The sequence below is a fragment of the Azospirillum sp. UENF 312511 genome (assembly GCF_058780635.1).
This window is the reverse complement of the sequence record NZ_JBSNCG010000003.1, coordinates 312,530-336,173: the sequence shown is the minus strand read 5'-3', so window position 1 is coordinate 336,173 and position 23,644 is coordinate 312,530. Positions and strand designations below refer to the sequence as shown.

Here is a 23,644-nt window from a genome sequence, read left to right as displayed (position 1 = left end):
GAGACACCCGGAGAAGATAGGCGGAGCCTTGGCCGGCGAAAACCCTCGGTTGGGCATAAGCCGGCGGTGGCGTGGGGGCGCTGGGCCACCTATTCTTAGGCCATGTGCGGACGCATGATACTCGCCACGCCGGCCGCGGAGGTTCAGCGGCTGTTCGGCTTCCCCGAACTGCCGAACCTCCAGCCCCGCTGGAACGTGGCTCCCACCCAGCCGGTGCCCGCCGTGCGGCGGGAGGAGGATGGGCGCCATCTGGTCACCCTGCGCTGGGGCCTCGTGCCCTTCTGGGCGGACGACCCGTCCATCGGCGCGCGGCTGATCAACGCGCGCGGGGAGACGCTGGCCGAGAAGCCGTCCTTCCGGGAAGCGTTCCGCAAGCGGCGCTGCCTCGTCCCCGTGGACGGATTCTATGAGTGGAAAGCGGAGGGCAAGCGCAAGCAGGGCTACGCCATCCGCCGCCGCGACCGCGCGCCCTTCGCCTTCGCCGGCCTGTGGGAGCGCTGGAACGGCCCGAAGGGCGGCCCGGCCCCCGCGGACCCCCTGGAGACGCTGACCATCGTCACCACCACGGCCAACGCGGTGCTGAAGCCGCTGCACGAGCGCATGCCGGTGATCCTCGACGAGACGAATTGGGACCTGTGGCTGGACCCCGCCGCCCCGCTGCCGGTGCTGGAGGGGCTGCTGAAGCCGGCGCCCGACGCGCTGCTGGAGGCCCATCCGGTGGGACCGCGCGTCAACAACGTGCGCAACGACGACGAGGCGTGCGCGGCTCCCTTGGACGATGCACCGCCCGATGACGCGCCGACCTTGTTCTGAGTGGCTCGCTCCTTTGGTGGCGCTTCTCGTCCTGTGCTCAACCGGAACGGTGTATGCCCAGGGAGGGACGACCAAAGGCAAGGTCGCCAACACCCCCAATGAAACGTTAAAAGGACAGGGTGTCGCCATGGAGGGCGATACCTTGTCCATCAAGGGCACGCCGGTTCGCCTGATGGGGATCGACGCCCCCGACGTCGGGCAGAAATGCCGGAACCGGTACGGGCATGAGTTGGACTGCTTCCGCATCGCCACCGCGGTGCTGGCCAGCCTGATCAAGGACCAGGAGGTGACCTGCACCATCGCCGAACGCGACCGCAACGGCCAGCAATTGGGCGAATGCCGGGTGCTCGGCGTCGATCTGGGGGCGGCCATGGTGGCGCGCGGCTGGGCCTTCGCCTACCGCGGCCTGTCGCCGGCCTACGCCTCCAGCGAGGCCTTCGCGCAGAGCCGCCGGCTGGGCCTGTGGGCGGGGCAGGTGGAGAAGCCCTGGCAGTGGCGGTCGCGCCAGCAGCGGGAGCAGGCGCGGTAGGCCCAGCGATGCGGTTCGGCCATGTGGCCTCTGCCAACGGGGGAAGGGGGACTCGGCCTTTTTTTCGGTTCGCCCTCCTTGGGGGGCGTGATAGTGTTTCAGAGTGTTAACAAGTTATGAATCAAGCCGACCGGCCAGCGCCCCTCGGTGCCGAAGGCCGGACGGACCCACCCACCGGCGCGGAAGAACGGGTCATGCGAGTCTACGCACGCCAGCTTTACGATCATCTCCCTTACCTGCGCCGCTACGCGCGCGCGCTGACCGGAGCGACCGAACGCGGTGACGATCTCGTGACGCGCTGCGTCGAGGTCGCCGTGATGGCCCCGTCCCGCTTCGGGCTGGAAGCGGGCGCGCGGGTGCCGCTCTACGCCTTGCTGAATCTGCTGTTCGACGAGGACGGGGACGGGCTGCCGGCCCCGTCGCCGCACCCCATCGAACGGGCGCTGGCATCCCTGCCGGAAGGCGAGCGGCGCATGTATCTGCTGATCACGCTGGAGGGGCTGACGGTTCCCGAGGCCGCCCAGGTGCTGCAGATCCCCGCGCCCGAGGGCCACGACCGGCTGACGGTCGCCCGCGACAAGGTGCGCAACGCCTTGACCCAGCGGGTTCTGGTGGTCGAGGACAACCCGATCCTGGCGATGGAGATCGGCTCGCTGGTCACCGACATGGGCCACGTCGTCTGCGGCACCGCCAACAACGAGCAGGAGGCCCTGGAACTGCTGGAGGCCGAGAAGCCGACGCTGGCCCTGCTCGACGTCCGGCTGGCCGACGGCGGCAGCGGGGTCGAGGTCGCCCGCCGGCTGCGCCAGAAGCGCGCCATGCGGACCATTTTTGTCACGGCCTTCGACGGCGACCTGGAGGAGGCGGATGCCCGCCATCTCGGCCAGATTGTCCGCAAGCCCTTCACCAACGAGGCGATCCAGGCGGCGATCTCCCGCGCGGTCTTCATGCCGAGCCCGGTTGCCCTGGCGTAACAACTGCGATCCGGTGATCTGCGGTCCGTATGGAAAAGCGAAAGGGCGGCCCCGTCGGGCCGCCCTTTGCGTGTGCGGTGTGGTGTGCCGCAGTCTCAGACGGTGGTCCGGCGCCCGGCGATCATGCGGTAGATGGCCAGGATGATGATGGCGCCGACGATGGCGCCGATGAAGCCGGCCCCTTCGCCCGCCCGGTACCAGCCCACGGCCTCGCCCAGATAGGTGGCGACGAAGGCACCCGCGATGCCGAGCAGCGTGGTGATGATGAAGCCGCCCGGATCACGGCCCGGCATCAGGAACTTGGCGACGATGCCGGCCAGGAAGCCGATGATGATCGTCCACAGAATACCCATAACCTCTCTCCCTCCAGTATCGATGTCCTCGATCCCACGCAGCCATAACGCCCAGAACGGCGTTTGGTTCTGCCCGAAGGAGGACCCTCTTGCGGATAAACCCACCTGGAGCATGGCCGGGAGGGAGAGGGGTGGGCCGGAGATCAGCTCCGGAGAGCGCGGATGTTGGCGGCGTAACGGTCCGGCCCGCCGGTGAAGGTGGCGGTTCCGGCGACCAGAACGTTGGCCCCCGCCTCGATGGCGATGCGGGCGGTCTCGCCGTTGATGCCGCCGTCCACCTGGAGGTCGATGGGCTTGCCCAGCGCGTCGATGCGGCGGCGCAGCTCATGGATCTTGGGAAGCTGGTTGGCGATGAAGCTCTGCCCGCCGAAGCCGGGGTTGACCGTCATGACCAGGACGAGGTCGAGGTCTTCCAGCAGATAGTCGACGGCCTCCAGCGGGGTGGCCGGGTTCAGCGACAGGCCGGCCTTCTTGCCCAGCGACTTGATGAGTTGGATGGTGCGGTGGACGTGCGCGCCGGCTTCCGGATGGACGGTGATGATGTCGGCGCCGGCGTCCGCGAAGGCGGCGATGTAGGGGTCCACCGGGGAGATCATCAGATGCACGTCGAAGGGCTTCGCCGTGTGCGGGCGCAGCGCCTTCACCACCGCCGGGCCGATGGTGATGTTGGGGACGAAATGGCCGTCCATCACGTCGATGTGGATGTAGTCGGCGCCCGCCGCATCGATGGCGCGCACTTCCTCGCCCAGCCGGGCGAAATCGGCGGAGAGGATGGACGGGGCGATCTTGACCGGGCGCATGGCGGAAATCCTTGGCGTGAGCGATGCGGGAAAGGGCGGTGGAAAATCCGCCTTCCCATACCACGGCTCCCCCGTCGCCCCAACCCCTCTCGCCGTTTGGAAGAACCGTCAGGCCGGCTTGCAGCCGGGCTTCAGCCCAGGGTCGCCGGAGAAGCTGCCGTCGTCCGCCGGGTCGCTTCCCGCGCCATACCCGGCGTTGAGCATCCCTTCCAACGCCTCCAGCCGGGGGGTGGTGGCGGCGAAGGCATCGCGCTCCACCGCTCGGTAATGCTCGATCACCCGCTCGCCGAAGGCGGTCAGCGCGGTCCCGCCGCCATGCTTGCCGCCCACCGCGGCGGAGACCACCGGCTCGGCAAAGATGCGGTTCAGGTCGTCGACCAGCAGCCAGGCGCGGCGGTAGGACATGTCCAACGTCCGCGCCGCGGCGGAAATGGAACCGGTTTCCCGAATCCGCTCCAGCAGCATGATCTTGCCCGGCCCGACCGAGCCGCCGGTGTCGAAGTCGATGCGGATGCGCAGGCGGGTCATGGCGCCGCCCAAGACGCACCGGTCTCGCCGGCCCGCTTCCGGCATCCGAGCCACTTCACCCCGGCCATTCCCGCTTCTCCGCTCCGCTCCCTTGGGACGGGAGACTGGCCGTCCCCCGCCCAAAAGGCAAGGAGGGGTTCAGAAGCCGGCCAGCACGATCTTGCCCTTGGCCCGCCCGCTTTCGAGCAGGGCGTGGGCGCGCGTCAGGTTGGCGGCGTTGATGGTGCCGAACGTCTCGGCCAGCGTCGTGCGGACGGTGCCGGCGTCGACGAGGCGCGACACCTCGCTGAGCAGCGCGTGCTGGGCGTCGATGTCGGCGGTGCCGAACACCGGCCGGGTGAACATGAACTCCCAATGCAGCGACACGCTCTTGCGCTTCAGCACCATGACGTCCAGCCCCGCCGGGTCGTCGATCAGCGCGACGCGGCCCTGCGGGGCGATCAGGGCGGCGATCTCCGGCAGGTGGGCGCCGGTGTCGTTGGTCGAGAAGACGAAGGCGGGGGCGCCGATGCCCAACGCCTCCACCTGGGCGGCCAGCGGCTTGCGGTGGTCGACGACGTGATGGGCGCCCAGATCGCGGCACCAAGCCTGCGTCTCCTCACGGGACGCGGTGGCGATGACCGTCAGGTCGGTCAGCCGCCGGGCGAGCTGGATGGCGATGGAACCGACGCCGCCGGCCCCGCCGACGATCAGGATGGCGTTGGCCGCCCCCGGCACCGGACGCCGCACGTCCAGCCGGTCGAACATGGCTTCCCACGCGGTGATGCTGGTCAGCGGCAGGGCGGCGGCCTGGGCGAAGTCGAGGCTGGCCGGCTTCGGCCCGACGATGCGCTCGTCCACCAGATGGAACTCGGCGTTGGTGCCGTCGCGGTCGATGGCCCCGGCGTAGAAGACGGCGTCGCCCGGCTTGAACAGCGTGGCCTGCGGACCGGCGGCGACCACGGTGCCGGCGGCGTCCCAGCCCAGCACCTTCATGGCGCCCGGTGCGGGCGGCATGTTGCGGCGGACCTTGGTGTCCACGGGGTTGACCGAGACGGCCTCGATCTTGACCAGCAGGTCGCGGCCCTGGGGTTCGGGGCGGGGGCGCTCGACGTCGATCAGGGCGTCGGGGGCGTCGATGGGCAGGGATTGGGTGAAGGCGACAGCGCGCATGGCCTGAAGTCCTTGTGCTTGTTGTTGGGTGCTTGTTGCGGCGTGGTGTGCTCTGCCGACAGACTTGCGCCTTGCAGCACCGGGGCGCAAGAATGCACATGAAACGCACATAGTGTCGAAAAGGATACCGTCATGGCCCGCGTTCCCCACGCCAACCTGGACTGCTCGCCGGGCTGCCCGGTGGAGGGTGTTCTGGCCCTCATCGGCGGGAAGTGGAAGGGGCTGATCCTCTACCATCTGCTGGACGGCACGCTGCGCTTCAACGAGATCCGTCGCCGCGTGCCGAACGTCACCCAGCGCATGCTGACCACCCAGCTCCGCGAGCTGGAGGCGGACGGGCTGCTGGTCCGCACCGTCTATGCGGAGGTGCCGCCGCGCGTCGAATACAGCCTGTCGCCGCGCGGGCGGAGCCTGGAGCCGATCATCCTGGCGCTGAAGGCCTGGGGCGAGGAGCATCTGCGCCCCGTCACCACCGCTTCTGCTGTCGTCGCCGCATGAGCGCCTTCGTCCCGCCGCCCCCGCAGCGTCCGTGGGGGCACCGCCTGTTCTTTCCCGCCGCCGCGCTCTATGGGGCGCTCAGCGTGCCGCTGTGGGTGGCCGGTTATTTCGGCTGGCTCGGCATCGGCTGGACCCCGGCGCTGCACGCCCACGAGATGCTGATGGGCTACGCGCTGGCGGTGGTCGGCGGCTTCCTGCTGACGCGACCGTCCGGGATGGCGCTGACCGTCGCCTTCGCCGCGTGGCTGGCCGGGCGGCTGGCGGTGCTGGGCGGCCTGCCGCCGGAGGTCGCGGCACCGCTGGCGTTGGCCTATCCGCTGGCGCTCTTCGTGATCGCCGGCGTGCCCTTCCTGCGCGCCGCCAAGAGCGGCCACAACAGGCTGTTCGGCCCGGTGATCGGCGCCTTCGCGCTGGCCGAGGCGCTGGTCTGGTGGGGCGGCGACGGCGGGCGGACGGGCGCCCTGTTCGCGCTTCATCTCGTCGGCATCCTGATGCTGGTGATGGGCGGGCGCATCATCCCGTCGGCCACGGCGGGGGAAGTCCGCAAGCAGGGCGGGACGCTGGTCGAGCGGGTGCAGCCGCGCCTGGAATGGGCCGGTGTCGCCGGAGCGGTGCTGGCCGCCCTGACCGTGGCCGCCGGGTTGACGACCGGCCCGCTGGCCTGGATCGGGGCGGCGGGCGCCGCGCTGGCCGGGGTGACCGCCTGGGCGCGTCTGGCGCGCTGGCGGACGGGTGCCGTGCTGAAGCGTCCGGACCTGTGGAGTCTGCATCTGGGCTACGGCTGGCTCGGGCTCGGCTGGCTGTTCCTGGGAGTGGAGCGGCTGGCTCCGCTGACCGGCGGGGCGGGCTGGCACGTGATCGGGGCGGGCGCGCTGGGCACGCTGGCGGCCTCCATGATGGTGCGCGCGACCCTGCAGCGCGAGGCGCTGCCGCCGGACTTCTCCCGGCCCGCCACCGCCGCCATCGCCCTGGTCGGCCTGTCCGCCGCGCTGCGCGTCGCCGCGGCCAGCACGGCGCCGGACCTGCTGATGCCCGCGGCGGCGCTGGCCTGGATGGCGGCGCATCTTCTGGTGCTGTGGGTGCTGCTGCGCGTCCCGAAGCGGATCAGGGCGTGAAACATCCGCCGCTTGACGCTCCCCGCCGCGCCCCCGACACTCCGAAGCAACGGCCATTGCTAACGGGCCACGGGGAGACGCGGACGCGTCCGCAGGGGGGATCATGAGCGATGCGTTGGAACCGGTCCGCAGCGCGGGCGTCGTCGGGCTCGGCTCCATGGGCATGGGAGTGGCGCTGTCGCTGCTCCGTGCCGGCTTCCGGGTCGTCGGCTGCGACCTCGACGCCGCCAAATGCATGAGCCTCGTCACCCATGGCGGGGAGGCCGCGGGATCGCCCGCCGACGTCGGGCGCCGGGTGGATCGCGTCATCGTCCTGGTCGCCACGGCGGATCAGACTGAGGAGGTGCTGTTCGGCGCCGAGGGCGTGGCCGGCACCCTGCCGAAGGGCGGCGTGGTCGTCCTCTCCACCAGCGTCCCGCCGGACATGGCCGCCGCCATCGGCCGCCGCCTCGCCGAGCGGGACCTGCTGATGCTCGACGCACCGGTCGGCGGCGGGCCGGTGCGGGCGGCCGAGGGGCGCATGGTGGTGATGGCCTCCGGCCCCGAAGACGCCTTCGTACGAGCGGCGGACCTGATCGCGGCCGCGTCGGGCACGCTGCACCGCGTCGGCACCGAGCATGGGCAGGGCTCCGCCGTGAAGGCGGTGGAGCAGATGCTGACCGGCATCCACGCCGCTGCGGTGGCGGAGGCCACGGCTTTCGGCGTCCGCGCCGGGGTCGATCCGCAGCGGCTGGCCGAGATCCTCGCCGCCGGTCCCTTCCACATCCCCTCGCAACGGCCGCTAAGCATCGTCGGGGCCGACCTGGGCAACGTGATGGACGCCGCGCGGCGGCTGACGGTGCCGACGCCCTTGGCCGCCTCGGCTTTGCAACTCTTCACCATGGCCGCCGCGGTTGGGCTGGGGCGCGAGGGCGACGGCGCGCTCGCCCGGATTTTCGACCGGCTGGCCGGCAACCCGCAGGAGGGCTGAGAAACCATGTCCACCACGCTCACATCGCTGGTCGTCACCGGCGGCGGCCGGGGTATCGGGGCGGCGGTCGCCCGCATGGCCGCGCAGCGCGGCTACGCCGTCACCTTCTCCTACATCGGCAACACCGCGGCGGCGGAGGCCACGCTGGCGGCGATCCGCGAGGCCGGCGGGCAGGCCCAGGCCGTCAAAGGCGATGCGGCTCGTGAAGAGGACATCCGCGCTCTGTTCGACGCGGCGGAGGACCGCTTCGGCCCCACCGCTGGACTGGTCAACAACGCCGGCATCATCGGCCCTTACGGACGGCTTGACGAGGCCGCGCCGGACGACCTGCGCCGCATGCTGGACATCAACGTGACCGGCGCGGTCCTCTGCGCGCGGGAGGCGGTGCGCCGCATGTCCACCCGCCACGGCGGGAAAGGTGGCAGCATCGTCAACGTCGGCTCCATTGCCGCCGTGCTGGGCTCGCCCAACGAGTATGTGGGCTATGCGGCCAGCAAGGGCGTGGTGGACAGCCTGACCGTCGGCCTCGCCCGCGAGGTGGCGAAGGAGGGCGTCCGCGTGAACTGCGTGCGGCCCGGCCTGATCGACACCGACATCCAGATCATCCCCGGCATCGGCAACCGGCTCGACAACCCCGCCCTGATCCCGCCCGCCGGGCGCGCCGGGACGGCGGACGAGGTCGCCGAAGCCGTATTGTGGCTGCTGTCCGACGCCGCGTCCTACGTGACCGGCGCCCTTCTCAACGTTTCCGGAGGCCGCTGAGCCATGCCTGCGTCGAATTCCTTTGCCATCGGCCACCAGGACATCGTCGAGGCCGCGGCGCGGCTGGACGGCTTCGCCGTGCGCACGCCGCTCCTGGAGAACGCCCTGCTGAATGAGCGGGTCGGCGGGCGTGTCCTGCTGAAGCCAGAGGTCCTGCAGCGCAGCGGCTCCTTCAAGTTCCGCGGCGCCTTCAACAGGCTGTCCCAGCTGACGCCGGAGGAGCGCCGGGGCGGGGTGGTCGCCTGGTCGTCGGGCAACCACGCCCAGGGCGTCGCGGCGGCGGCGGCGCTGCTCGGCATGCCCGCGGTCATCGTCATGCCCAGCGACGCGCCGGCCCTGAAGATCGCCAACACCCGCGGCTACGGCGCCGAGGTCGTGCTCTACGACCGCTGGACCGAAAGCCGCGAAGCCATCGCCACGGCCATCGCGGCGGAGCGGGGTGCGGCCACCGTGCCGCCCTACGACCACCCGCAGATCATGGCCGGGCAGGGCACGGTCGGGCTGGAGATCGCCGCACAGGCGCAGGCCATCGGCGCGGTTCCCGACGACGTGATCGCGCCGTGCAGCGGCGGCGGGCTGATGTCCGGGGTCGCGACGGCGGTGCGCCATACCTTCCCCGATGCCCGCCTGTGGGCGGCGGAGCCGGCGGGCTTCGATGACGTGGCGCGCTCGCTGGCCGCCGGGGAGCGGGTGGAGAACACAGCCGGGCAGCGCTCCATCTGCGACGCGCTGCTGACCCCGACGCCGGGCGCCCTGACCTTCCCGGTGATGAAGGACCTGCTGTCCGGCAGCCTCGCCGTCACCGACGCCGAGGTGAAGGCCGCCATGGCCTACGCCTTCACCGTCCTGAAGCTGGTGGTCGAGCCGGGTGGGGCGGTCGGGCTGGCCGCCGTGTTGACGGGCAAGCTGCCGGCGGCTGGCCGCACCGTCGCCGTGGTGCTGAGCGGCGGCAACGTCGACGCGGCGACCTTTACAGACGCTTTGGCGTCGTAGTGCGCTCCAGCACGTAATAGACGGCGCCGGGGGCGAACTTCTTGCGCAGCGAGTCGCGGTGGTAGGCGATGTTCCACCGCGTCAGCGCGCAGGCCGCCTCGTCCAGCCGCACCAGCAGCGGGTTGCCGTAGGGCAGGGAAACGCCCATCAGCGGTCCCAGCCGCTCGGTCAGCGGGAAGGAGCAGAAGCGGCGCTGCCGTATCATGAAGCCCAGCCGGGCGAAGCGTTCCTCCAGCCACGCCACGGGGAAGCCGCGCTCGTTGGCGGTCAGGCCGCGGCGGGGGCGGCGCCAGTCGCCCATGGTGCTGATCGGCTCGCGCAGGATGAACAGCCCGCCGGGGGCGGTGACGCGGGCGAACTCGGCCAGCAGGGCGCCGGCGTTCGGGATGTGGTGCAGCGTGTGCAGGCAGACGGTCAGGTCGTTCGCCCCGTCCACGCAGTCGATGCGCCCGCCCAGCGTGGGCCGGCGGTACTCGGCGGGGGTGCCGGCGATGTCGGATTTCCAGAAGCGCTCGATGGGCTCCACGGCGAGGAAGCGGTCCACCTGCCCGGCGATCGGCGCCACGTCGTCCCCCGCGGCGCAGCCGAAGGCCAGCGCCTGCCGGAAGCGCCGCCCGGCCAGGAAGCGGAAGGCGTGGCGGTGGTTCAGCGCGTGGTATTCGTAGCGGTAGCCGGGCCGCTCGGGCGCTGTGCGCGCGAACTCCGCCGCCGGGTCCCGCGCCTCGACCCCGTACCAGCGGGCGATCCGGGCCGCGTCGAAGTCGTCGCCGTAAAGGGCGGCGCCGGAGAAATACTGATCCTCGAAACTGGTTGTCTCGACGCTGGCCGACTCGAAGGTGGCGGTCATGGGGGCTGAGGCTCCGCTGGATGGACCGCGCGACGATAGCGCGCCGGTTCCTGCGGAAACATTCAGCTTGCCCGCCTAGGACGGAGGGGGAGTCCTATGGCGGAGCGCGATCGCGCGGCGTGAAGGGGGCGCCTCCGGTTGATAGGGAGCCATCCGAAAGGGTGGCGCTACAGCCGGATGTCGCTTTGGAAGAGGCCGAGGTCGAGATGCTCCATCGGCACGCGGCGGGCGCGGCGGCGGCTGAAGCGTTGCACGGCGTGGCGGGCGCGACCGATGAGGGCGGCGTAGCTCTTCAACGTCTTGGGCATGTCCGTTCTTCCCAATCTGTGTAGGGGGTGAACGGATCACAGCTATGACGGGTCCATGTGACAAATTCTATCGCACCGCACACCGGCCCGAGGAACGCTGCGCCACGCCGTCTGTTCGAGAAGGAATACCCCCAAAAACACGTGGGCAGCATGGTGAGGAGGCGGCGATGAGCGGCGTTCTGAAGGCCGTCATTTTCGACGTGGACGGCACCCTGGTCGAACTCGGTGGACCTGCACGCCCACGCCTGGGTGGAGGCGATCCGGCATTTCGGCTACCACGCGGAGTTCGACGCGGTGCGCTCCCAGATCGGCAAGGGCGGCGACCAGCTGATGCCGGTCTTCGTGCCGGAGGAGGATCTGGACCGCATCGAAGATGAGCTGGACCACTTCCGGCACGAGCTGTTCGCTCGCAAATACATGCCGAAGGTCCGCGGTTTCCGCCGGGTGCGCGGCCTGTTCCAGCATCTCCACGCCGAGGGGCTGCGCATCGCGCTCGCCTCCTCCGCCAAGGGGGACGAGCTGGAGCGTTACAAGCGCGCGGCGGAGATCACGGACTTGGTGGACGTGGAGACCTCGTCCGACGACGCGGAGCGGTCAAAGCCGCACCCGGACATCTTCGAGGCGGCGTTGGAGAGGCTTGGCCTGCCGGCGGAGGAGGCGGTGGTGGTCGGCGACAGCCCCTGGGACGCCAAGGCCGCGGGCCGGGCCGGGCTGACCGTGGTGGGGGTTCTGTGCGGCGGCTTCGCGGAGCAGGACCTGCGCAAGGCCGGCTGCGCGGAGATTTTCCGTGATCCGGAAGACCTCCAGCGCCGCTTCGCCACCAGCCTCATCGGGAAACGCAGCCCACGTGCGATGGGCCTTCTTCAGCCCGGTGGACCTCAGCCGGAGCGGCCGTCGGCCCGCGGGGCGAGCAGAATGGGCGCGTAGACGTAGAGGTAGCAGGCGAAGGCCGCGATCCAGGCCGCACCGGCGGCCTCCAGGGCGGTCCAGTAGAGGCCGCCCGGCAGCTCGGGCGCCAGCACCCGCAGCAGCGCTGCGGCGGTCAGCAGGATGTAGGCGGCCACGGTCGGGCGGGTCACCACCAGCATCCGCCCGGTGTGGCCGAGCGTGGCCCGCGTCATCACCGCCAGGATCATCGTGGCGAAGGCCCCCGCGGTCAGCGCATGGACCCAGGCGGAGCTTTCCACGCCCGCCCCCAGCAGGTGCGCGGCCTTCAGCGCCAGCGCCGCCGGCACCCAGGCGTAGCCGAGATGCAGCACCCACAGGATCGGCTGGTCCAGCGTCTTCGCCGGCTGCCAACCGGCCAACCGCAGGGCGTGGGCGAGCGCCGCGACAAGCGCCAGCAATCCGGCGATGGCGGTGCCCGGCAGAGCGAGGTCGGCGGGGATCATCAGCAGCGTCGAGACGAGCGTCGCCTTCTCCACCCAGGGGCGGGAGACGACGGAGCCGTCCAGCCCGCGCAGCCGCAGGGCGTTGCGGGTGAAGGCCGGGACGATGCGCCCACCGATCACCGCGATCATCATCAGCACCACGCCGATGGCCAGCGTCTCGCCCAGCGCGGTGCCGCCCGGCAGCACGCCCAGCCAGTCCAGATGGAACAGCAGGTTGGCGGCGGTCAGCAGGCCCAGCAGGGCGAGGAAGGCGGTGTTGCGGATCTTGCCCGCCGCCACCAGCGGCCCGGCCAGCGCCACGCCGAGCGCCGGCAGGAAGGCGAGGTCGAGGATGACCGCAACCGGCAGCGGCACGCCGAGGACGGGCAGCAGCGCCACCCGCCCGGCCAGCCACAGCGCCGTCAGGCCGGCGAGCGGCAGGCCGGACAGCGCCTTGGTCCCCGTCCAGCTCGGCACGGCGGTCAGCAGGAAGCCGGCCACCGCGGCGACCACGAAGGCGAACAGCATCTCGTGCGCGTGCCAGGAGGCCGCCGGGACGGCGCCGTCCGGCCAGGACCCGGTCGCCAGCACGGCGATCCAGGCGGCCAGCAGGACGGGCGCGGCAAGGCCGGAGAGCAGGAAGAAGGGCCGGAACCCATAGGCGAAGATCAGGGGGACCGGCGGGCGGTCCGGCTGGTCGGCAACGGAACTGGTCATGGTGTTCCCCGCGCGTTGGAGGCATCGGTCATGCCGTCACACTGCGCCGGGGGCGGTCACCCTTCTTTGACCGCCGTCAAATACAATCCGTCACGTTGGAGAAAAAAAGCCGCCGTCAGACCGTGATGCCGTTTTCGGCCATCAGGCGCTTCAGCGCGTCGCGGGCGGGCGCGTCCAGCACGGGAAGGCCGTCGCGGGCGGTCAGCACGAAAGCGCCGGGATCGGCCAGGGTGCGCAGGGCGAAACCGCCCACGCGCGGCGGGCCGCTGCTCAGCGGCGCGTCCTCGTAGATCGGCGAGAAGGTGCAGCCCAGAAGCATGGCGCGGGCGATCAGCGCCTCGTCCGACGACCCGCCCGACGCCGGGCTGTTGATGCCGAACAGCAGCCGCTCGGCCTCGCCGTTGGTGACGAGCCCACGTTCCTGCAGGATGTCCACCATGGCGGAGGTTGTCATCACCGGGGCGGCGCGGCCCTTCCAGCAGAAGCGCCCGTCGTCCCACCCGATGTCCAGGCAGCGGTAGATCATGTGGGGATCGGCGCCGCCGGGCGACCCGGCAACGATGTAGTTGACCCGAAGCAACCCGTTCCACGCCCCGGCCGGAGCGACGATGCAGGAAACACCGCGCCGGGTCAGGCGCAGATAGGTGTCGTTGATGCCCGAAGGCTCGAAATCGAACAGCATGGCTGGCTCACCTTGATCGGGGACCCCGCTCCCCTCGAACGAAAAAGGTGAGCACGGGTTCCCGCAAGGCAACATGGCCATGCGTATGGTATTCCTCTCCGCACGCGCAAAAAGGGTATAGGCAAAAGCTCAGGACTTCGGGCGGAATGCCTTGCAGACCAATGGGTCAGTGTCGATGCGCGCCGCGCCGATCAGATCGAGGCAGTACGGAATTGCCGGGAAGACCGCCATCAGGCAATCGTGAATGGCGGAAGGCTTGCCCGGAAGGTTCACGATCAGGCTGCTGCCGCGGATTCCCGCGGTCTGGCGCGACAGGATGGCGGTCGGCACCACGGTCAGGCTGACCGACCGCATCAGCTCGCCGAAGCCGGGCATCATCTTTTCGCAGACCTGCTCCGTCGCCTCCGGTGTCACGTCGCGCGGGGCGGGGCCGGTGCCGCCGGTGGTGACGATCAGGTCGCAACGCTCCTGGTCGGCCAGTTCGATCAGGGTGGCGGCGATGCCCTCGCGGTCGTCGGGGATCACGCGGGCCACCGGCTCCCAGGGGGAGACGACGATGCGCTCCAGCTCCTCCCGAATGGCCGGGCCGCCCTTGTCCTCGTAGATGCCCTGGCTGGCCCGGTCGGACACGGTGACGATGCCGATGCGGGCGGGCTTTGCGGAGGTCATGGGCGGCGGTCCTTATGGAATGTCCGGCAGGCTTACTTGCTGCCCGGCGCCAGGAACACGCTCTTGTAGCTGTCCCGGTCGCCGTTGTTGGTGTCGGTCAGCTGGAAGGTGACCGGGGTGGAGGCGTCCGGCACGGAGTCGCGCGGCACCGTGACGTAGACGCGGTAGGTCGCCACGCTGTCCGGCGAGGCGGAGATGTGGCTGACCGCGCTGCCGCTGTCCTCGTCGCGCTCGCCCACCACCTTCACCTCGGCACCGGCGATGCCGGCGGCGGCCAGCGTGTAGGAACGGTCCTGCCGGGTCTTGTTGGAGACCTTGAAGGTGTAGGCGTTGCGGATGGTGCCGTCCTGCAGCGTGACGAAAAGCGGGGCGCGGTCGCGCTGCACGGCGATGTCGAGCCGCGGGCGCAGCGCGTAGCTCCAGGCCATGGCGCCGGTGATCACCAGCATCAGCAGGCCGTAGACGATGGTGCGGGGGCGGATCAGCCGCCACTGGTAAGTCTTGCCCTGGGCGCGGGTGTCCTGAGCGGCCAGACTGTCGAAGCGGATCAGGCCCTTCGGCAACTCCTGCGACACCATGATGTTGTCGCAGGCGTCGGCGCACAGGCCGCAATTGATGCAGTCCGCCTGCTCGCCGGTGCGGATGTCGACGCCGACCGGGCAGACCTGCACGCATTGGCCGCAGTCGATGCAGTCGCCGAACCCCTTGGTCCGGCGCTCGTCCCAGCTCTGCGACTTGCGCTTCGGGCCGCGGGTGTCGCCGCGCAGCGTGTCGTAGGTGACGACGAGGCTGTGCTCGTCCAGCATCGCGGTCTGGATGCGCGGCCACGGGCACATGTAGTAGCACATCTGCTCACGCGTCCAGCCGGCCATGACGTAGGTCATGCCCGCGAACAGCGCGAAGAAGCCCGCCGCCTCGTAGGTCGCGTTGAAAGTCAGCAGATCGACGGCCAAGCGCGGCGCGTCGGTGAAGAAGGCGACGAAGCCGAAGCCGGTAATGACGGACAGGGCCAGCCAGCCGGCGTGCTTGCCGGTCTTGCGCAGGACCTTCTTCGCGCTCCAGGGGGCCTTGTCCAGACGGATGCGCTCCGCCCGGTCGCCTTCGAAGGCGCGCTCGATCCAGACGAACAGGTCGGTCCACACCGTCTGCGGGCAGGTGAAGCCGCACCACACGCGCCCGGCCAGCGCCGTCGCCAGGAACAGCCCCAGGGCCGCCACGATCAGCACTCCGGTGAGGTAGTAGATCTCCTGCGGCCAGATTTCGATCCAGAAGATGAAGAAGCGCGGCGTCGTCAGGTCGAACAGCACCGCCTGGGCCGGCGCGTCGGGGCCGCGTTCCCAGCGAATCCAGGGGGCGATGAAGAAGACCGCCAGAAGCATCCAGGTCAGGATGGTCTTCCAGCGCCGGTAGCGTCCGGAGACGGCCTTCGGGTGGATCTTCTTCTGGCTTTCGAAAAACTGGATTTTCGCCGGCGTGACAGCGCTTCCGTCTGGCATATCGTCTGCCTTGGCTCCGGATAGGGACGCAAGACCGGACAATAGCGGACGGGACCCGAGCGCTTCTTGATCGGGATCAAGACGAGAACGGATTTGAGAAATCCCTATGGATAATAAGGATTTTTCAGCGGCGCTGGTGACCGGCCGGGATTACCGGCTGTAATACGTCCATCGGCCGATTGGCTCAAGCTTCGTTTCGCAATGCGGAAACGTTTGCGTCCTCCACCGTCGTGCCGTCGGACGCCGCGTCCTGCGGTGCGGGCCGGGATGGGGAGGGGCGGGTGACGATGTAGACGGCCACCGCCGCCATGCAGGTGCCGGCCAGGATGGGAACCAGCGGGCGGCTGGCGGTCAGCGCCACGATCGCCCAGCTCACGCTCATGCCGATCAGCGCCGCCGCCTTCGCCTTGCGGGGGATCGCTCCTTCGGACTGCCAGTCGCGCAGCAGCGGGCCGAAACGCGGGTCGCGGTACAGCCGGTCGCGCAGGGCGGGGCTGCTCTTGGCGAAGGCCCCGGCGGCCAGCAGAAGGAACGGGGTGGTCGGCAGAAGGGGCAGCACGGTGCCCGCGATGCCCAGCCCGACCGCGGCGTAGCCCAGCGCCAGCCACAGCCGGCGCCGCAGGGGGGAGGCGCAGACGGGTGCATCCTCCGCAAGGGCGGTCTGGTCATCCATGGGGTGAATGTAGGCCGCTCACACGGCCAGGACCAGCACCGCGTAGCGAGCCGCCTTGCCCGCGGTGACCAGCAGCAGGAAAACCCGGATGTCCACCCGCAGGATGCCGGCCACCAGCGTCAGCGGATCGCCGATGACGGGCATCCAGGCCAGCAGCAGCGACCACACCCCGAAGCGCTGGTACCAGCGGGTGGCCCGCGCCACCATGGACGCGGGAACCGGGAACCAGCGGCGGTCCTGGAAATGCATCAGGTAGCGCCCGAGCGCCCAGTTGACCACGGACCCCAGCACGTTGCCCGCCGTGGCGAACAGCAGAAGCGCCAGGTGGTCGTAGTTGCCGGTGGCGTGCATGCCGACCAGCAGGATTTCCGACTGGGCCGGGAAGATGGTCGCGGCCAGGAACGCGGTGAGGAACAGCCCGCCGTAGGCGGCAAATTCGGACATGCGGCGGTCGGTCCTTCCGGGCCGGGGGTGGCGGAGGCTAGAACATGGGTGCGCATACAGGAATGCGGGAGGCGCCATGGTGCCGCCCGGATAAACTGGTGTAGATTCATTTTGTATGAATTCGCAGCGGATGGACTCGGGGGCGCCCGACCGGTCTCATCCGGCGGCCGTCGTCTTGGGGAATGAAGGGGAGTGTTTGCGGATGGCCGCTGCCGGCCTTGCCCGCTTCGATGCCGACGGGCGCCTGATCTGGGCCAACGCCGTGTTCCGGGCGTCGCTGGGCGGTTGTCCGGGGGATCGCCTCGACGCCCTTCTGGCGTCGCTTCCGTTGCGTGAGGACGCCGCCGTGGTGGCGGACCGGCTGCGCGCGGGGGAGACGGTGGCGTTTGCGGTTGCGCCGTATAAGGAACGCGGACTTCTGATTCCAGCGGAGGGCGAGGGCGGCGACCTGGTGTTGACCTTTGCCGGTGATGGTGGCGTCCCGCAGGAGGACACCGGCTTCTTCGGTCTGGAGGACCTTCTGGGCGACCGGGCCGGCGAGGCGGAGCGGGCGATCATGCAGGCCATCGCCGTTCCCCTGGTGGTGACCCGGCTGTCCGACGGCTTGGTGATGGCGGTCAACCAGCCCGCCGGCCGGCTGTTCGGGGTGCCGCTCGACGATGTGGTCGGGCGCAGCTTCGCCAAGGCCTACTACACCGAACCGGCGGAGCGGGAGCGGCTCCTCGGCGCCCTGCGCGACGGGGTGGGCGGCGTGGATGGGTTCGAGACCCGGCTGTGCCGGCCCGACGGCAGCGATCTCTGGGCGATGGTCTCCGCCCGGCGGTTCCGGTTCCGGGGCGAGGACGCCATGCTCGCCTGCATCAGCGACATCTCCGCCCGCAAGCGCACCGAACAGGCGCTCGAAGCCCAGTGGGACCAGAGCCGGGCGGTCCTGAACGGGTTGGGCCAGGGGGTGATGGCCTTCGACCGGGGGCTTCGGCTGGTCGCCTGGAACGGGCGTGCCGGGGAGCTTCTGGGGCTGGAGCCGGAGTTCCTGCGTTACCACACGCCCTACGCGACCATCGCTGGACGGGTCGGGGAGGGGCTGGCCTTCGGGCCGGGGAGCGTGTGCCCCGACATGCTGTCCGAGTTGGCCCTATCCGACTTGGCCTTGCCCGATCAGGGGCTCTCGGCGGCGCTGGGAGAACCTTTGCCCGTCCGGCCTGCGGCGGCGGAACGGCTGTGGGAGTGCACCCGCTCCGACGGGCAGGTCGTGGAGTGCTTGACCCGGCCCCTGCCGGACGGCGGTTTTGTCGTCACCTACACCGACGTGACCGAGCGGCGGAACGCCGAGCGGGAGATCATCGCCAGCCGTGAATTGTTCGAGCTGGCCATCCGCGCCGCGCGTGAAGGGGTCTCGCAATGGGACCTGCGCACGGGAGAGCTGTGGTTGTCGCCCTACTGGTGGGGGATGCTCGGCTATGGCGAGGATGAGATGGACAACTCCGTCGCCCGCTGGACCGAGCTGATCTTGCCCGAGGACCGCGAGCTGTCCATGAACATGGCCCGCGACCTCGTCAAGGGCGTGACGAACGAGTGCCAGTTCATTCAGCGCTTCCACCACAAGAGCGGGGCGGTGGTCCATATGCTGACCCGCGCCATTCGCGTGCTCGGCCCGGACGGCGAGCTGTTCCGCCTCGTCGGCTCGCACACCGACGTGTCGGAACGGGTCCGCGCCGAGGAACGCGCCCACGCCGCGCGCGAGGAGGCCGAACGCGCCCTGCGCGACCTGAAGGAGGCGCAGGCGCATCTGATCCAGTCCGAGAAGATGGCCGCGCTGGGGTCCCTGGTGGCGGGGGTGGCGCATGAGATCAACACCCCCATCGGCATCGCCCTGACCGGCGCCTCGCTGATGGCGGAACGGACCCGGGTCATCCGGCGCGATTTCGAGGCGGGAACGCTGCGCCGGCCCGACTTCGCCGACTTCCTCGACATGGCGGGGGAGGCGGCACAGCTGATGCTGCTGAACATCGACCGTGCCGCCCAGCTCATCCAGAGCTTCAAGCAGATCGCCGTCGATCAGGCGAGCGAGGAACGCCGCGTGTTCGACCTGCGCGACTACATCGACGAGGTGCTGCGCAGCCTGGGCGTCCGCATCAAGCGGGCGGCCCACGGCGTGGAGGTGGATTGCCCGGCGGATCTGCTGATCGACGGCTATCCCGGCGCGCTCAGCCAGGTGCTGACCAACCTCGTGATGAACTCGATCATCCATGGCTACGCCCCCGGCCAGCACGGGACGCTGCGCGTTGCCGCGCGCGCGGTGGGGGGCGACGAGGTGGAGCTGGTCTATGCCGACGACGGGCGCGGCATCCCGTCCGAACTCCATGGCAAAGTGTTCGAGCCCTTCTTCACCACCAGCCGTGGAACGGGCGGCAGCGGGCTGGGGCTGAACATCGTCTACAACATCGCCACCCGCCGGCTGAGGGGCCGCATCGCGCTCGACAGCGCGCCGGGCCGCGGGGCGGCTTTCACCCTGCGCTTTCCCCGGGTCGCGCCGGCGGAGCGTGCGCCGGCCTGACGGCTTTCCTCTTACTGCGCATCCACCCAGGCGATGCGCAGGATGTTGGTGTTGCCGGGGGTGCCGAAGGGCACGCCGGCGGTGATGACCAGCCGCTGGCCCTCCACCGCCAGCCCGTCCTCGTAGGCGCAGCGGGCGGCCTTCTGGACCATCTCGTTGAAGTCGGTCACGTCGGCGGAGTGCACGCTGTGCACCCCGTAGGCGAGCTGGAGCCGCCGCGCCGTCTCCAGGCTGGACGTCAGGCACATGATCGGCACCTCCGGCCGCTCGCGGGCGGCGCGCAACGTGGTGGAGCCGCTGGTGGTGTAGGTGACGATGGCCGCGGCCTGGATGGTGTGGGCGACCTGCCGCGCCGCCGCGGTGACGGCGTCGGTGGAAGTCTGCTGCGGGTCGGGATGCTGGGCGTCGGTTATGGTGCGGTAGAGCGGGTCCTGCTCGACCCGGCGGGCGATGCGGTCCATCATCGACACCGCCTCGATGGGGTAGGTGCCCGCCGCGGTCTCGGCCGACAGCATCACCGCGTCCGCGCCGTCATAGACCGCAGTCGCCACGTCCGACGCCTCGGCGCGGGTCGGGGCCGGGGCGCCGATCATCGACTCGAGCATCTGGGTGGCGACGATCACCGGCTTTCCGGCCCTGCGCGACTCGCGGATGATCCGTTTCTGGATGCTCGGCACGTCCTCCGCCGGCATCTCCACGCCGAGGTCGCCGCGGGCGACCATGACGCCGTCCGAGAGTTCGACGATGCGCTCCAGATGCTGGATGGCCTGCGGCTTCTCCATCTTCGACAGCAGGGCGGCACGCCCGGCGACCAGCTTGCGCGCCTCGGCCACGTCCTCCGGCCTCTGCACGAAGGACAAGGCCACCCAGTCGACCCCCTGGTCCAAGGCGAAGGCCAGATCCTCGTGATCCTTCGGGGTCAGCGGCGTCAGCGGCAGGACGACGCCCGGAACGTTCACGCCCTTGCGGTCGGACAGGCGGCTGCCGGACAGCACGACGCAGTCGGCGTGGTCGGGGCTGCAGTCGACGACGCGCAGGCGGACCTTGCCGTCGTCCACCAGCAGTTCCGCCTCCGGCTCAAGCGCGGCGAAGATTTCCGGGTGGGGCAGGCCGACGCGGGTCGCGTCGCCCGGCTCGGTGGAGAGGTCGAGGCGGATGCGGTGCCCCGGTTCGACGGTGATGGGGCCATCGACGAAGGTGCCCAGCCGCAGCTTCGGCCCTTGAAGGTCGGCCATCACCGCGATGGGATGGTCGAGTTCCGCCTCCAGCGCGCGCAGCGTGGCGAGGCGCTGGCCATGGTCCTCGTGCGTGCCGTGGCTGAAGTTCAGGCGGAAGACGTCCACGCCCGCCTCGAACAGCGCGCGGATCATCTCCGGCGTCGCGGTGGCCGGCCCCAGCGTGGCGACGATCTTGGTCAGGCGGAAGCGCCGGAAGGGGATGCCTTTGCGGGTCATGGGACTGCCTTCTGATATGTGCCGTTCGGATTGTTCCGTTCGGGGCGGGCCGTTCATCTCAAGTTCTGCCGTCCGGCTTGTCAACCGCGGTCCGCCTCCCCACAATGGTCGGGCACCGGGAAAAGCACGGTAACGCCGCAGAACGGCCTTGACAGATTTCCGGCTTTTTCTATAGTCGCACCCTCCCGCGGCCCAACCGGCCCGGCGGGAGACATTGTGCGTCCCGTATCCGTGTTTTGCCTCCGGGCCTTCGGGCCCCGGCGTCCGGATCGGGGATCAATCGGTGTGTAGGCGGCCCATGAGGGCTGCCGTTGAGATATCGAGGAGAGCAGGCGTGGCGCGTATCGCTGGCGTCAACATCCCCGCGCAGAAGCGCGTGGAGATTGCGTTGACCTACATTCATGGCATCGGCCCCTTCAAGGCCAAGGAAATCTGCACGAAGCTGGAGATCCCGGCGGAGCGCCGTGTGAACCAGCTCACGGACGACGAGATCCTCAAGATCCGCGAGACCATCGACGCCGACTACCGCGTCGAGGGCGACCTGCGCCGTTCGGTCGCCATGAACATCAAGCGTCTGATGGACATGGCCTGCTACCGTGGCCTGCGTCACCGCAAGGGCCTGCCGGTCCGCGGCCAGCGCACCCACACGAACGCCCGCACCCGCAAGGGTCCGGCCAAGCCGATCGCCGGCAAGAAGAAGTAAGAGGACGCACGGACCATGGCCAAGCCCTCAGCCGCTTCGCAGCGTCTTCGTCGTCGCGAGCGCAAGAACATCACCGCCGGCGTCGCTCACGTGAACGCCTCCTTCAACAACACGATGATCACCATCACCGACGCGCAGGGCAACACCATCGCCTGGTCGTCGTCGGGCACGATGGGCTTCAAGGGTTCGCGCAAGTCGACCCCCTACGCCGCCCAGGTCGCCGCCGAGGACGCGGGCCGCAAGGCCCAGGAGCACGGCATGAAGACCCTCGAGGTCGAGGTGAAGGGTCCGGGTTCGGGACGTGAGTCGGCGCTGCGCGCTCTGCAGTCGATCGGCTTCCAGATCACCTCGATCCGCGACGTCACGCCGATCCCGCACAACGGCGTCCGTCCGCCGAAGAAGCGTCGCGTCTAAGAAGCATCGCTACTCCGCACCCGCGGGGACCCGCCGTTCCGGGACAGGCGCCGCAGCCATCGCGGCGCCATCGGATGGGAACGGCCGGTCCCCGCGGACGTGTGTCCACCCCGATGGCATGAGGTAATACCGTGGCTCTTCAGAAGAACTGGCAGGAACTGATCAAGCCGAACAAGCTGGACATCCAGCCCGGTGACGACGCCGACCGCACGGCGACCGTCGTGGCCGAGCCGCTGGAGCGTGGCTTCGGTCTGACGCTCGGCAACGCGCTGCGCCGCGTGCTGCTCTCCTCGCTGCAGGGTGCGGCCGTCACGGCGATCCACATCGACGGCGTGCTGCACGAGTTCTCGTCCATCCCCGGCGTGCGCGAGGACGTGACCGACATCGTCCTCAACATCAAGTCGATGGGTCTGCGCATGGGTGGTGACGGCCCGAAGCGCATGCGCCTGCGCGCCGAAGGCCCCGGCGAGGTGAAGGCCGGCATGATCGAGACCGGCGCGGACATCCAGGTGATGGACCCGGACCTCGTGATCTGCACGCTGGACAACGGCGCCCGCCTGAACATGGAACTGACGGTCGAGACCGGCAAGGGCTACGTCCCGGCCAGCCAGAACCGTCCGGAAGACGCTCCGATCGGCCTGATCCCGGTCGACGCGCTGTTCTCGCCGGTCCGCAAGATCTCCTACAAGGTCGACAACGCCCGCGTCGGGCAGGTCACCGACTATGACCGCCTGTCGATGGTCGTCGAGACCAACGGCGCCGTGAAGCCGGACGACGCGGTGGCGCTCGCCGCCCGCATCCTCCAGGACCAGCTGCAGCTGTTCATCAACTTCGAGGAGCCGACCCACGCGGTCGCCGAGGAGAAGCACGAGGAGGTTCCGTTCAACAAGAACCTGCTCCGCAAGGTGGACGAGCTGGAACTGTCGGTCCGTTCGGCCAACTGCCTCAAGAACGACAACATCGTCTACATCGGCGATCTGGTGCAGAAGACGGAGGCGGAGATGCTCCGCACGCCGAACTTCGGCCGCAAGTCGCTGAACGAGATCAAGGAAGTGCTGGCCCAGATGGGTCTGCACCTCGGTATGGAAATCCCGAACTGGCCGCCCGAGAACATCGAAGAGCTGGCCAAGCGTCTGGAAGAGCCGTACTAAGTCTCGCACACCTTATTGCCCCCTCCCTGACCCTCCCCCGCTTCGCAGGGGAGGGGATGATCTCCCTCCCTTGCCGAAGGCGGGGGAGGGCCGGGGAGGGGCAAGTGTTCCCAGGGCCACCAACCGGCCCGCCCCGCGCCGTACCAGCCGAAAACTGGGCGGTCGGGTTCACCACCGGCTCCCCGAGGGGGGCCACGCCATGAAGGAGGACCGTCATGCGTCACGGCGTTTCCGGACGTAAGTTCAGCAAGACCACCAGCCACCGCAAGGCCATGTTCTCGAACATGGCGAACGCCCTGATCAAGCACGAGCAGATCAAGACGACCCTGCCGAAGGCCAAGGATCTGCGCCCGATCGTCGAGCGTCTGATCACCCTCGGCAAGAAGGGTGGCCTCGCCAACCGCCGTCTCGCCTTCGCGCAGCTGCGCGACGACGCGATGGTGACCAAGCTGTTCACCGTCCTGGCCGACCGCTACAAGGACCGCCAGGGTGGCTACAGCCGCGTTCTGAAGGCCGGCTTCCGCTACGGCGATGCCGCCGCCATGGGCGTGATCGAACTGGTCGACCGCGATGTCGCCGCCAAGGGCCAGGAACTCGGGCCCGGTGGAGATCAAGGAAGAGGTCGAGGCCGAGGGCTGAGCCCCCGGTTGAGCGATCGTGAAATCTTGTCGC

26 protein-coding genes and 1 pseudogene are annotated in these 23,644 nt (G+C 69.7%); 14 read left to right on the top strand and 13 right to left on the bottom strand.

Going from position 1 to position 23,644, the window contains the following annotated elements; all coding sequences use genetic code 11:
* Positions 1-114 precede the first annotated feature (114 nt).
* From ACWPN7_RS12980 to ACWPN7_RS12970, 3 genes are all read left to right on the top strand, one after another.
* Positions 115-813, top strand: a complete 699-nt coding sequence (locus tag ACWPN7_RS12980; protein ID WP_459197868.1) for an SOS response-associated peptidase — start codon at positions 115-117, stop codon at positions 811-813.
* A gap of 127 nt (positions 814-940) precedes the next feature.
* Complete coding sequence (locus tag ACWPN7_RS12975) at positions 941-1,342, top strand: thermonuclease family protein (protein ID WP_459197867.1); 402 nt, start codon at positions 941-943, stop codon at positions 1,340-1,342.
* 194 nt (positions 1,343-1,536) lie between these two features.
* The gene (locus tag ACWPN7_RS12970; protein WP_459197866.1) at positions 1,537-2,316 is read left to right on the top strand and encodes a PhyR family response regulator anti-anti-sigma factor; all 780 of its coding nucleotides are present in this window, start codon (positions 1,537-1,539) and stop codon (positions 2,314-2,316) included.
* A gap of 95 nt (positions 2,317-2,411) precedes the next feature.
* Here ACWPN7_RS12970 and ACWPN7_RS12965 read toward each other — a convergent pair whose 3' ends face one another.
* The 4 genes from ACWPN7_RS12965 to ACWPN7_RS12950 all read right to left on the bottom strand — a co-directional run bounded on the left by ACWPN7_RS12965 (position 2,412) and on the right by ACWPN7_RS12950 (position 5,149).
* Positions 2,412-2,669: a GlsB/YeaQ/YmgE family stress response membrane protein gene (locus ACWPN7_RS12965; RefSeq protein ID WP_014240033.1), complete on the bottom strand. Its 258-nt coding sequence runs from the start codon at positions 2,667-2,669 to the stop codon at positions 2,412-2,414.
* A gap of 143 nt (positions 2,670-2,812) precedes the next feature.
* The gene (gene rpe / locus ACWPN7_RS12960) at positions 2,813-3,469 is read right to left on the bottom strand and encodes a ribulose-phosphate 3-epimerase (protein ID WP_459197865.1); all 657 of its coding nucleotides are present in this window, start codon (positions 3,467-3,469) and stop codon (positions 2,813-2,815) included.
* Between the two features lie 108 nt (positions 3,470-3,577).
* Positions 3,578-3,997, bottom strand: a complete 420-nt coding sequence (locus ACWPN7_RS12955; protein ID WP_103040765.1) for a winged helix-turn-helix domain-containing protein — start codon at positions 3,995-3,997, stop codon at positions 3,578-3,580.
* Positions 3,998-4,135: 138 nt separating this feature from the next.
* Complete coding sequence (locus ACWPN7_RS12950; RefSeq protein WP_103040733.1) at positions 4,136-5,149, bottom strand: zinc-binding alcohol dehydrogenase family protein; 1,014 nt, start codon at positions 5,147-5,149, stop codon at positions 4,136-4,138.
* 132 nt (positions 5,150-5,281) lie between these two features.
* Between ACWPN7_RS12950 and ACWPN7_RS12945 the strand changes: the two genes are divergently transcribed.
* The 5 genes from ACWPN7_RS12945 (at position 5,282) to ACWPN7_RS12925 (ending at position 9,487) form a co-directional block, all read left to right on the top strand.
* Positions 5,282-5,647: a winged helix-turn-helix transcriptional regulator gene (locus tag ACWPN7_RS12945; protein ID WP_103040732.1), complete on the top strand. Its 366-nt coding sequence runs from the start codon at positions 5,282-5,284 to the stop codon at positions 5,645-5,647.
* Positions 5,644-6,762, top strand: coding sequence for an NnrS family protein (locus ACWPN7_RS12940; protein ID WP_149650472.1), 1,119 nt, complete (start codon positions 5,644-5,646; stop codon positions 6,760-6,762). Before ACWPN7_RS12945 ends, ACWPN7_RS12940 begins: the two co-directional genes overlap by 4 nt.
* Before the next feature lie 103 nt (positions 6,763-6,865).
* On the top strand, positions 6,866-7,732 hold the full coding sequence (locus ACWPN7_RS12935) for an NAD(P)-dependent oxidoreductase (RefSeq protein ID WP_459197864.1): 867 nt from the start codon (positions 6,866-6,868) through the stop codon (positions 7,730-7,732).
* 6 nt (positions 7,733-7,738) lie between these two features.
* The gene (locus ACWPN7_RS12930; RefSeq protein ID WP_492273308.1) at positions 7,739-8,494 is read left to right on the top strand and encodes an SDR family oxidoreductase; all 756 of its coding nucleotides are present in this window, start codon (positions 7,739-7,741) and stop codon (positions 8,492-8,494) included.
* Positions 8,495-8,497: 3 nt separating this feature from the next.
* On the top strand, positions 8,498-9,487 hold the full coding sequence (locus tag ACWPN7_RS12925; RefSeq protein WP_459197862.1) for a threonine/serine dehydratase family protein: 990 nt from the start codon (positions 8,498-8,500) through the stop codon (positions 9,485-9,487).
* On the opposite strand, the gene ACWPN7_RS12920 is transcribed toward ACWPN7_RS12925, so the two are convergent.
* Entirely contained in the window at positions 9,465-10,334 is an 870-nt protein-coding gene (locus ACWPN7_RS12920; RefSeq protein ID WP_456511445.1) for a class I SAM-dependent methyltransferase, read from the bottom strand. The genes ACWPN7_RS12925 and ACWPN7_RS12920 overlap by 23 nt on opposite strands.
* Before the next feature lie 167 nt (positions 10,335-10,501).
* Positions 10,502-10,642: a hypothetical protein gene (locus tag ACWPN7_RS12915; protein ID WP_160174807.1), complete on the bottom strand. Its 141-nt coding sequence runs from the start codon at positions 10,640-10,642 to the stop codon at positions 10,502-10,504.
* A 225-nt stretch (positions 10,643-10,867) separates the two neighbouring features.
* On the opposite strand from ACWPN7_RS12915, the gene ACWPN7_RS12910 reads away from it, so the two are divergent.
* Positions 10,868-11,569, top strand: coding sequence for an HAD family hydrolase (locus ACWPN7_RS12910; RefSeq protein WP_492273307.1), 702 nt, complete (start codon positions 10,868-10,870; stop codon positions 11,567-11,569).
* Here ACWPN7_RS12910 and ACWPN7_RS12905 read toward each other — a convergent pair.
* The 6 genes from ACWPN7_RS12905 to ACWPN7_RS12880 form a co-directional block, all read right to left on the bottom strand.
* Positions 11,521-12,729, bottom strand: coding sequence for an NnrS family protein (locus tag ACWPN7_RS12905; protein ID WP_459197860.1), 1,209 nt, complete (start codon positions 12,727-12,729; stop codon positions 11,521-11,523). The two genes, ACWPN7_RS12910 and ACWPN7_RS12905, sit on opposite strands and share 49 nt — an antisense overlap.
* A gap of 115 nt (positions 12,730-12,844) precedes the next feature.
* The gene (locus tag ACWPN7_RS12900) at positions 12,845-13,411 is read right to left on the bottom strand and encodes a hypothetical protein (RefSeq protein WP_103040725.1); all 567 of its coding nucleotides are present in this window, start codon (positions 13,409-13,411) and stop codon (positions 12,845-12,847) included.
* 129 nt (positions 13,412-13,540) lie between these two features.
* Positions 13,541-14,080, bottom strand: coding sequence for a molybdopterin adenylyltransferase (gene mog, locus ACWPN7_RS12895; protein WP_349620373.1), 540 nt, complete (start codon positions 14,078-14,080; stop codon positions 13,541-13,543).
* Positions 14,081-14,112: 32 nt separating this feature from the next.
* Positions 14,113-15,576 (bottom strand): cytochrome c oxidase accessory protein CcoG, encoded by a 1,464-nt coding sequence (gene ccoG / locus ACWPN7_RS12890; RefSeq protein ID WP_407824909.1) that lies wholly within the window; start codon positions 15,574-15,576, stop codon positions 14,113-14,115.
* Positions 15,577-15,760: 184 nt separating this feature from the next.
* Complete coding sequence (locus tag ACWPN7_RS12885; protein WP_459197859.1) at positions 15,761-16,249, bottom strand: YbaN family protein; 489 nt, start codon at positions 16,247-16,249, stop codon at positions 15,761-15,763.
* 18 nt (positions 16,250-16,267) lie between these two features.
* Positions 16,268-16,693, bottom strand: coding sequence for a YqaA family protein (locus ACWPN7_RS12880; RefSeq protein ID WP_349620375.1), 426 nt, complete (start codon positions 16,691-16,693; stop codon positions 16,268-16,270).
* A gap of 202 nt (positions 16,694-16,895) precedes the next feature.
* Between ACWPN7_RS12880 and ACWPN7_RS12875 the strand changes: the two genes are divergently transcribed.
* Entirely contained in the window at positions 16,896-19,250 is a 2,355-nt protein-coding gene (locus tag ACWPN7_RS12875) for a PAS-domain containing protein (RefSeq protein WP_459197858.1), read from the top strand.
* Positions 19,251-19,261: 11 nt separating this feature from the next.
* Here the strand turns inward: ACWPN7_RS12875 and pyk are convergent, their stop codons facing one another.
* Positions 19,262-20,704, bottom strand: coding sequence for a pyruvate kinase (gene pyk, locus ACWPN7_RS12870; RefSeq protein WP_103040721.1), 1,443 nt, complete (start codon positions 20,702-20,704; stop codon positions 19,262-19,264).
* A gap of 334 nt (positions 20,705-21,038) precedes the next feature.
* Between pyk and rpsM the strand changes: the two genes are divergently transcribed.
* The 4 genes and pseudogenes from rpsM to rplQ all read left to right on the top strand — a co-directional run.
* Positions 21,039-21,407, top strand: coding sequence for a 30S ribosomal protein S13 (gene rpsM / locus ACWPN7_RS12865; RefSeq protein WP_014240054.1), 369 nt, complete (start codon positions 21,039-21,041; stop codon positions 21,405-21,407).
* 15 nt (positions 21,408-21,422) lie between these two features.
* A complete protein-coding gene (gene rpsK / locus ACWPN7_RS12860) occupies positions 21,423-21,821 on the top strand; it encodes a 30S ribosomal protein S11 (protein ID WP_012974490.1) in 399 nt (132 codons plus the stop codon).
* A gap of 131 nt (positions 21,822-21,952) precedes the next feature.
* A complete protein-coding gene (locus tag ACWPN7_RS12855) occupies positions 21,953-22,972 on the top strand; it encodes a DNA-directed RNA polymerase subunit alpha (protein WP_014240055.1) in 1,020 nt (339 codons plus the stop codon).
* Positions 22,973-23,187: 215 nt separating this feature from the next.
* Positions 23,188-23,574: pseudogene (gene rplQ, locus ACWPN7_RS12850) on the top strand (50S ribosomal protein L17); the annotation flags it as partial.
* Positions 23,575-23,644: the final 70 nt, after the last annotated feature.

Coding starts and splice junctions, on each gene's coding strand:
- ACWPN7_RS12945 (WP_103040732.1), top strand. CDS start 5,282: ATGGCCCGCGTTCCCCACGCCAACCTGGACTGCTCGCCGGGCTGCCCG.
- ACWPN7_RS12980 (WP_459197868.1), top strand. CDS start 115: ATGATACTCGCCACGCCGGCCGCGGAGGTTCAGCGGCTGTTCGGCTTC.
- ccoG (WP_407824909.1), bottom strand. CDS start 15,576: ATGCCAGACGGAAGCGCTGTCACGCCGGCGAAAATCCAGTTTTTCGAA.
- rpe (WP_459197865.1), bottom strand. CDS start 3,469: ATGCGCCCGGTCAAGATCGCCCCGTCCATCCTCTCCGCCGATTTCGCC.
- ACWPN7_RS12955 (WP_103040765.1), bottom strand. CDS start 3,997: ATGACCCGCCTGCGCATCCGCATCGACTTCGACACCGGCGGCTCGGTC.
- ACWPN7_RS12950 (WP_103040733.1), bottom strand. CDS start 5,149: ATGCGCGCTGTCGCCTTCACCCAATCCCTGCCCATCGACGCCCCCGAC.
- ACWPN7_RS12975 (WP_459197867.1), top strand. CDS start 941: ATGGAGGGCGATACCTTGTCCATCAAGGGCACGCCGGTTCGCCTGATG.
- ACWPN7_RS12885 (WP_459197859.1), bottom strand. CDS start 16,249: ATGGATGACCAGACCGCCCTTGCGGAGGATGCACCCGTCTGCGCCTCC.
- ACWPN7_RS12970 (WP_459197866.1), top strand. CDS start 1,537: ATGCGAGTCTACGCACGCCAGCTTTACGATCATCTCCCTTACCTGCGC.
- pyk (WP_103040721.1), bottom strand. CDS start 20,704: ATGACCCGCAAAGGCATCCCCTTCCGGCGCTTCCGCCTGACCAAGATC.
- ACWPN7_RS12925 (WP_459197862.1), top strand. CDS start 8,498: ATGCCTGCGTCGAATTCCTTTGCCATCGGCCACCAGGACATCGTCGAG.
- ACWPN7_RS12920 (WP_456511445.1), bottom strand. CDS start 10,334: ATGACCGCCACCTTCGAGTCGGCCAGCGTCGAGACAACCAGTTTCGAG.
- ACWPN7_RS12875 (WP_459197858.1), top strand. CDS start 16,896: ATGGCCGCTGCCGGCCTTGCCCGCTTCGATGCCGACGGGCGCCTGATC.
- ACWPN7_RS12905 (WP_459197860.1), bottom strand. CDS start 12,729: ATGACCAGTTCCGTTGCCGACCAGCCGGACCGCCCGCCGGTCCCCCTG.
- ACWPN7_RS12935 (WP_459197864.1), top strand. CDS start 6,866: ATGAGCGATGCGTTGGAACCGGTCCGCAGCGCGGGCGTCGTCGGGCTC.
- ACWPN7_RS12900 (WP_103040725.1), bottom strand. CDS start 13,411: ATGCTGTTCGATTTCGAGCCTTCGGGCATCAACGACACCTATCTGCGC.
- rpsK (WP_012974490.1), top strand. CDS start 21,423: ATGGCCAAGCCCTCAGCCGCTTCGCAGCGTCTTCGTCGTCGCGAGCGC.
- ACWPN7_RS12940 (WP_149650472.1), top strand. CDS start 5,644: ATGAGCGCCTTCGTCCCGCCGCCCCCGCAGCGTCCGTGGGGGCACCGC.
- ACWPN7_RS12880 (WP_349620375.1), bottom strand. CDS start 16,693: ATGTCCGAATTTGCCGCCTACGGCGGGCTGTTCCTCACCGCGTTCCTG.
- ACWPN7_RS12915 (WP_160174807.1), bottom strand. CDS start 10,642: ATGCCCAAGACGTTGAAGAGCTACGCCGCCCTCATCGGTCGCGCCCGC.
- ACWPN7_RS12965 (WP_014240033.1), bottom strand. CDS start 2,669: ATGGGTATTCTGTGGACGATCATCATCGGCTTCCTGGCCGGCATCGTC.
- ACWPN7_RS12930 (WP_492273308.1), top strand. CDS start 7,739: ATGTCCACCACGCTCACATCGCTGGTCGTCACCGGCGGCGGCCGGGGT.
- mog (WP_349620373.1), bottom strand. CDS start 14,080: ATGACCTCCGCAAAGCCCGCCCGCATCGGCATCGTCACCGTGTCCGAC.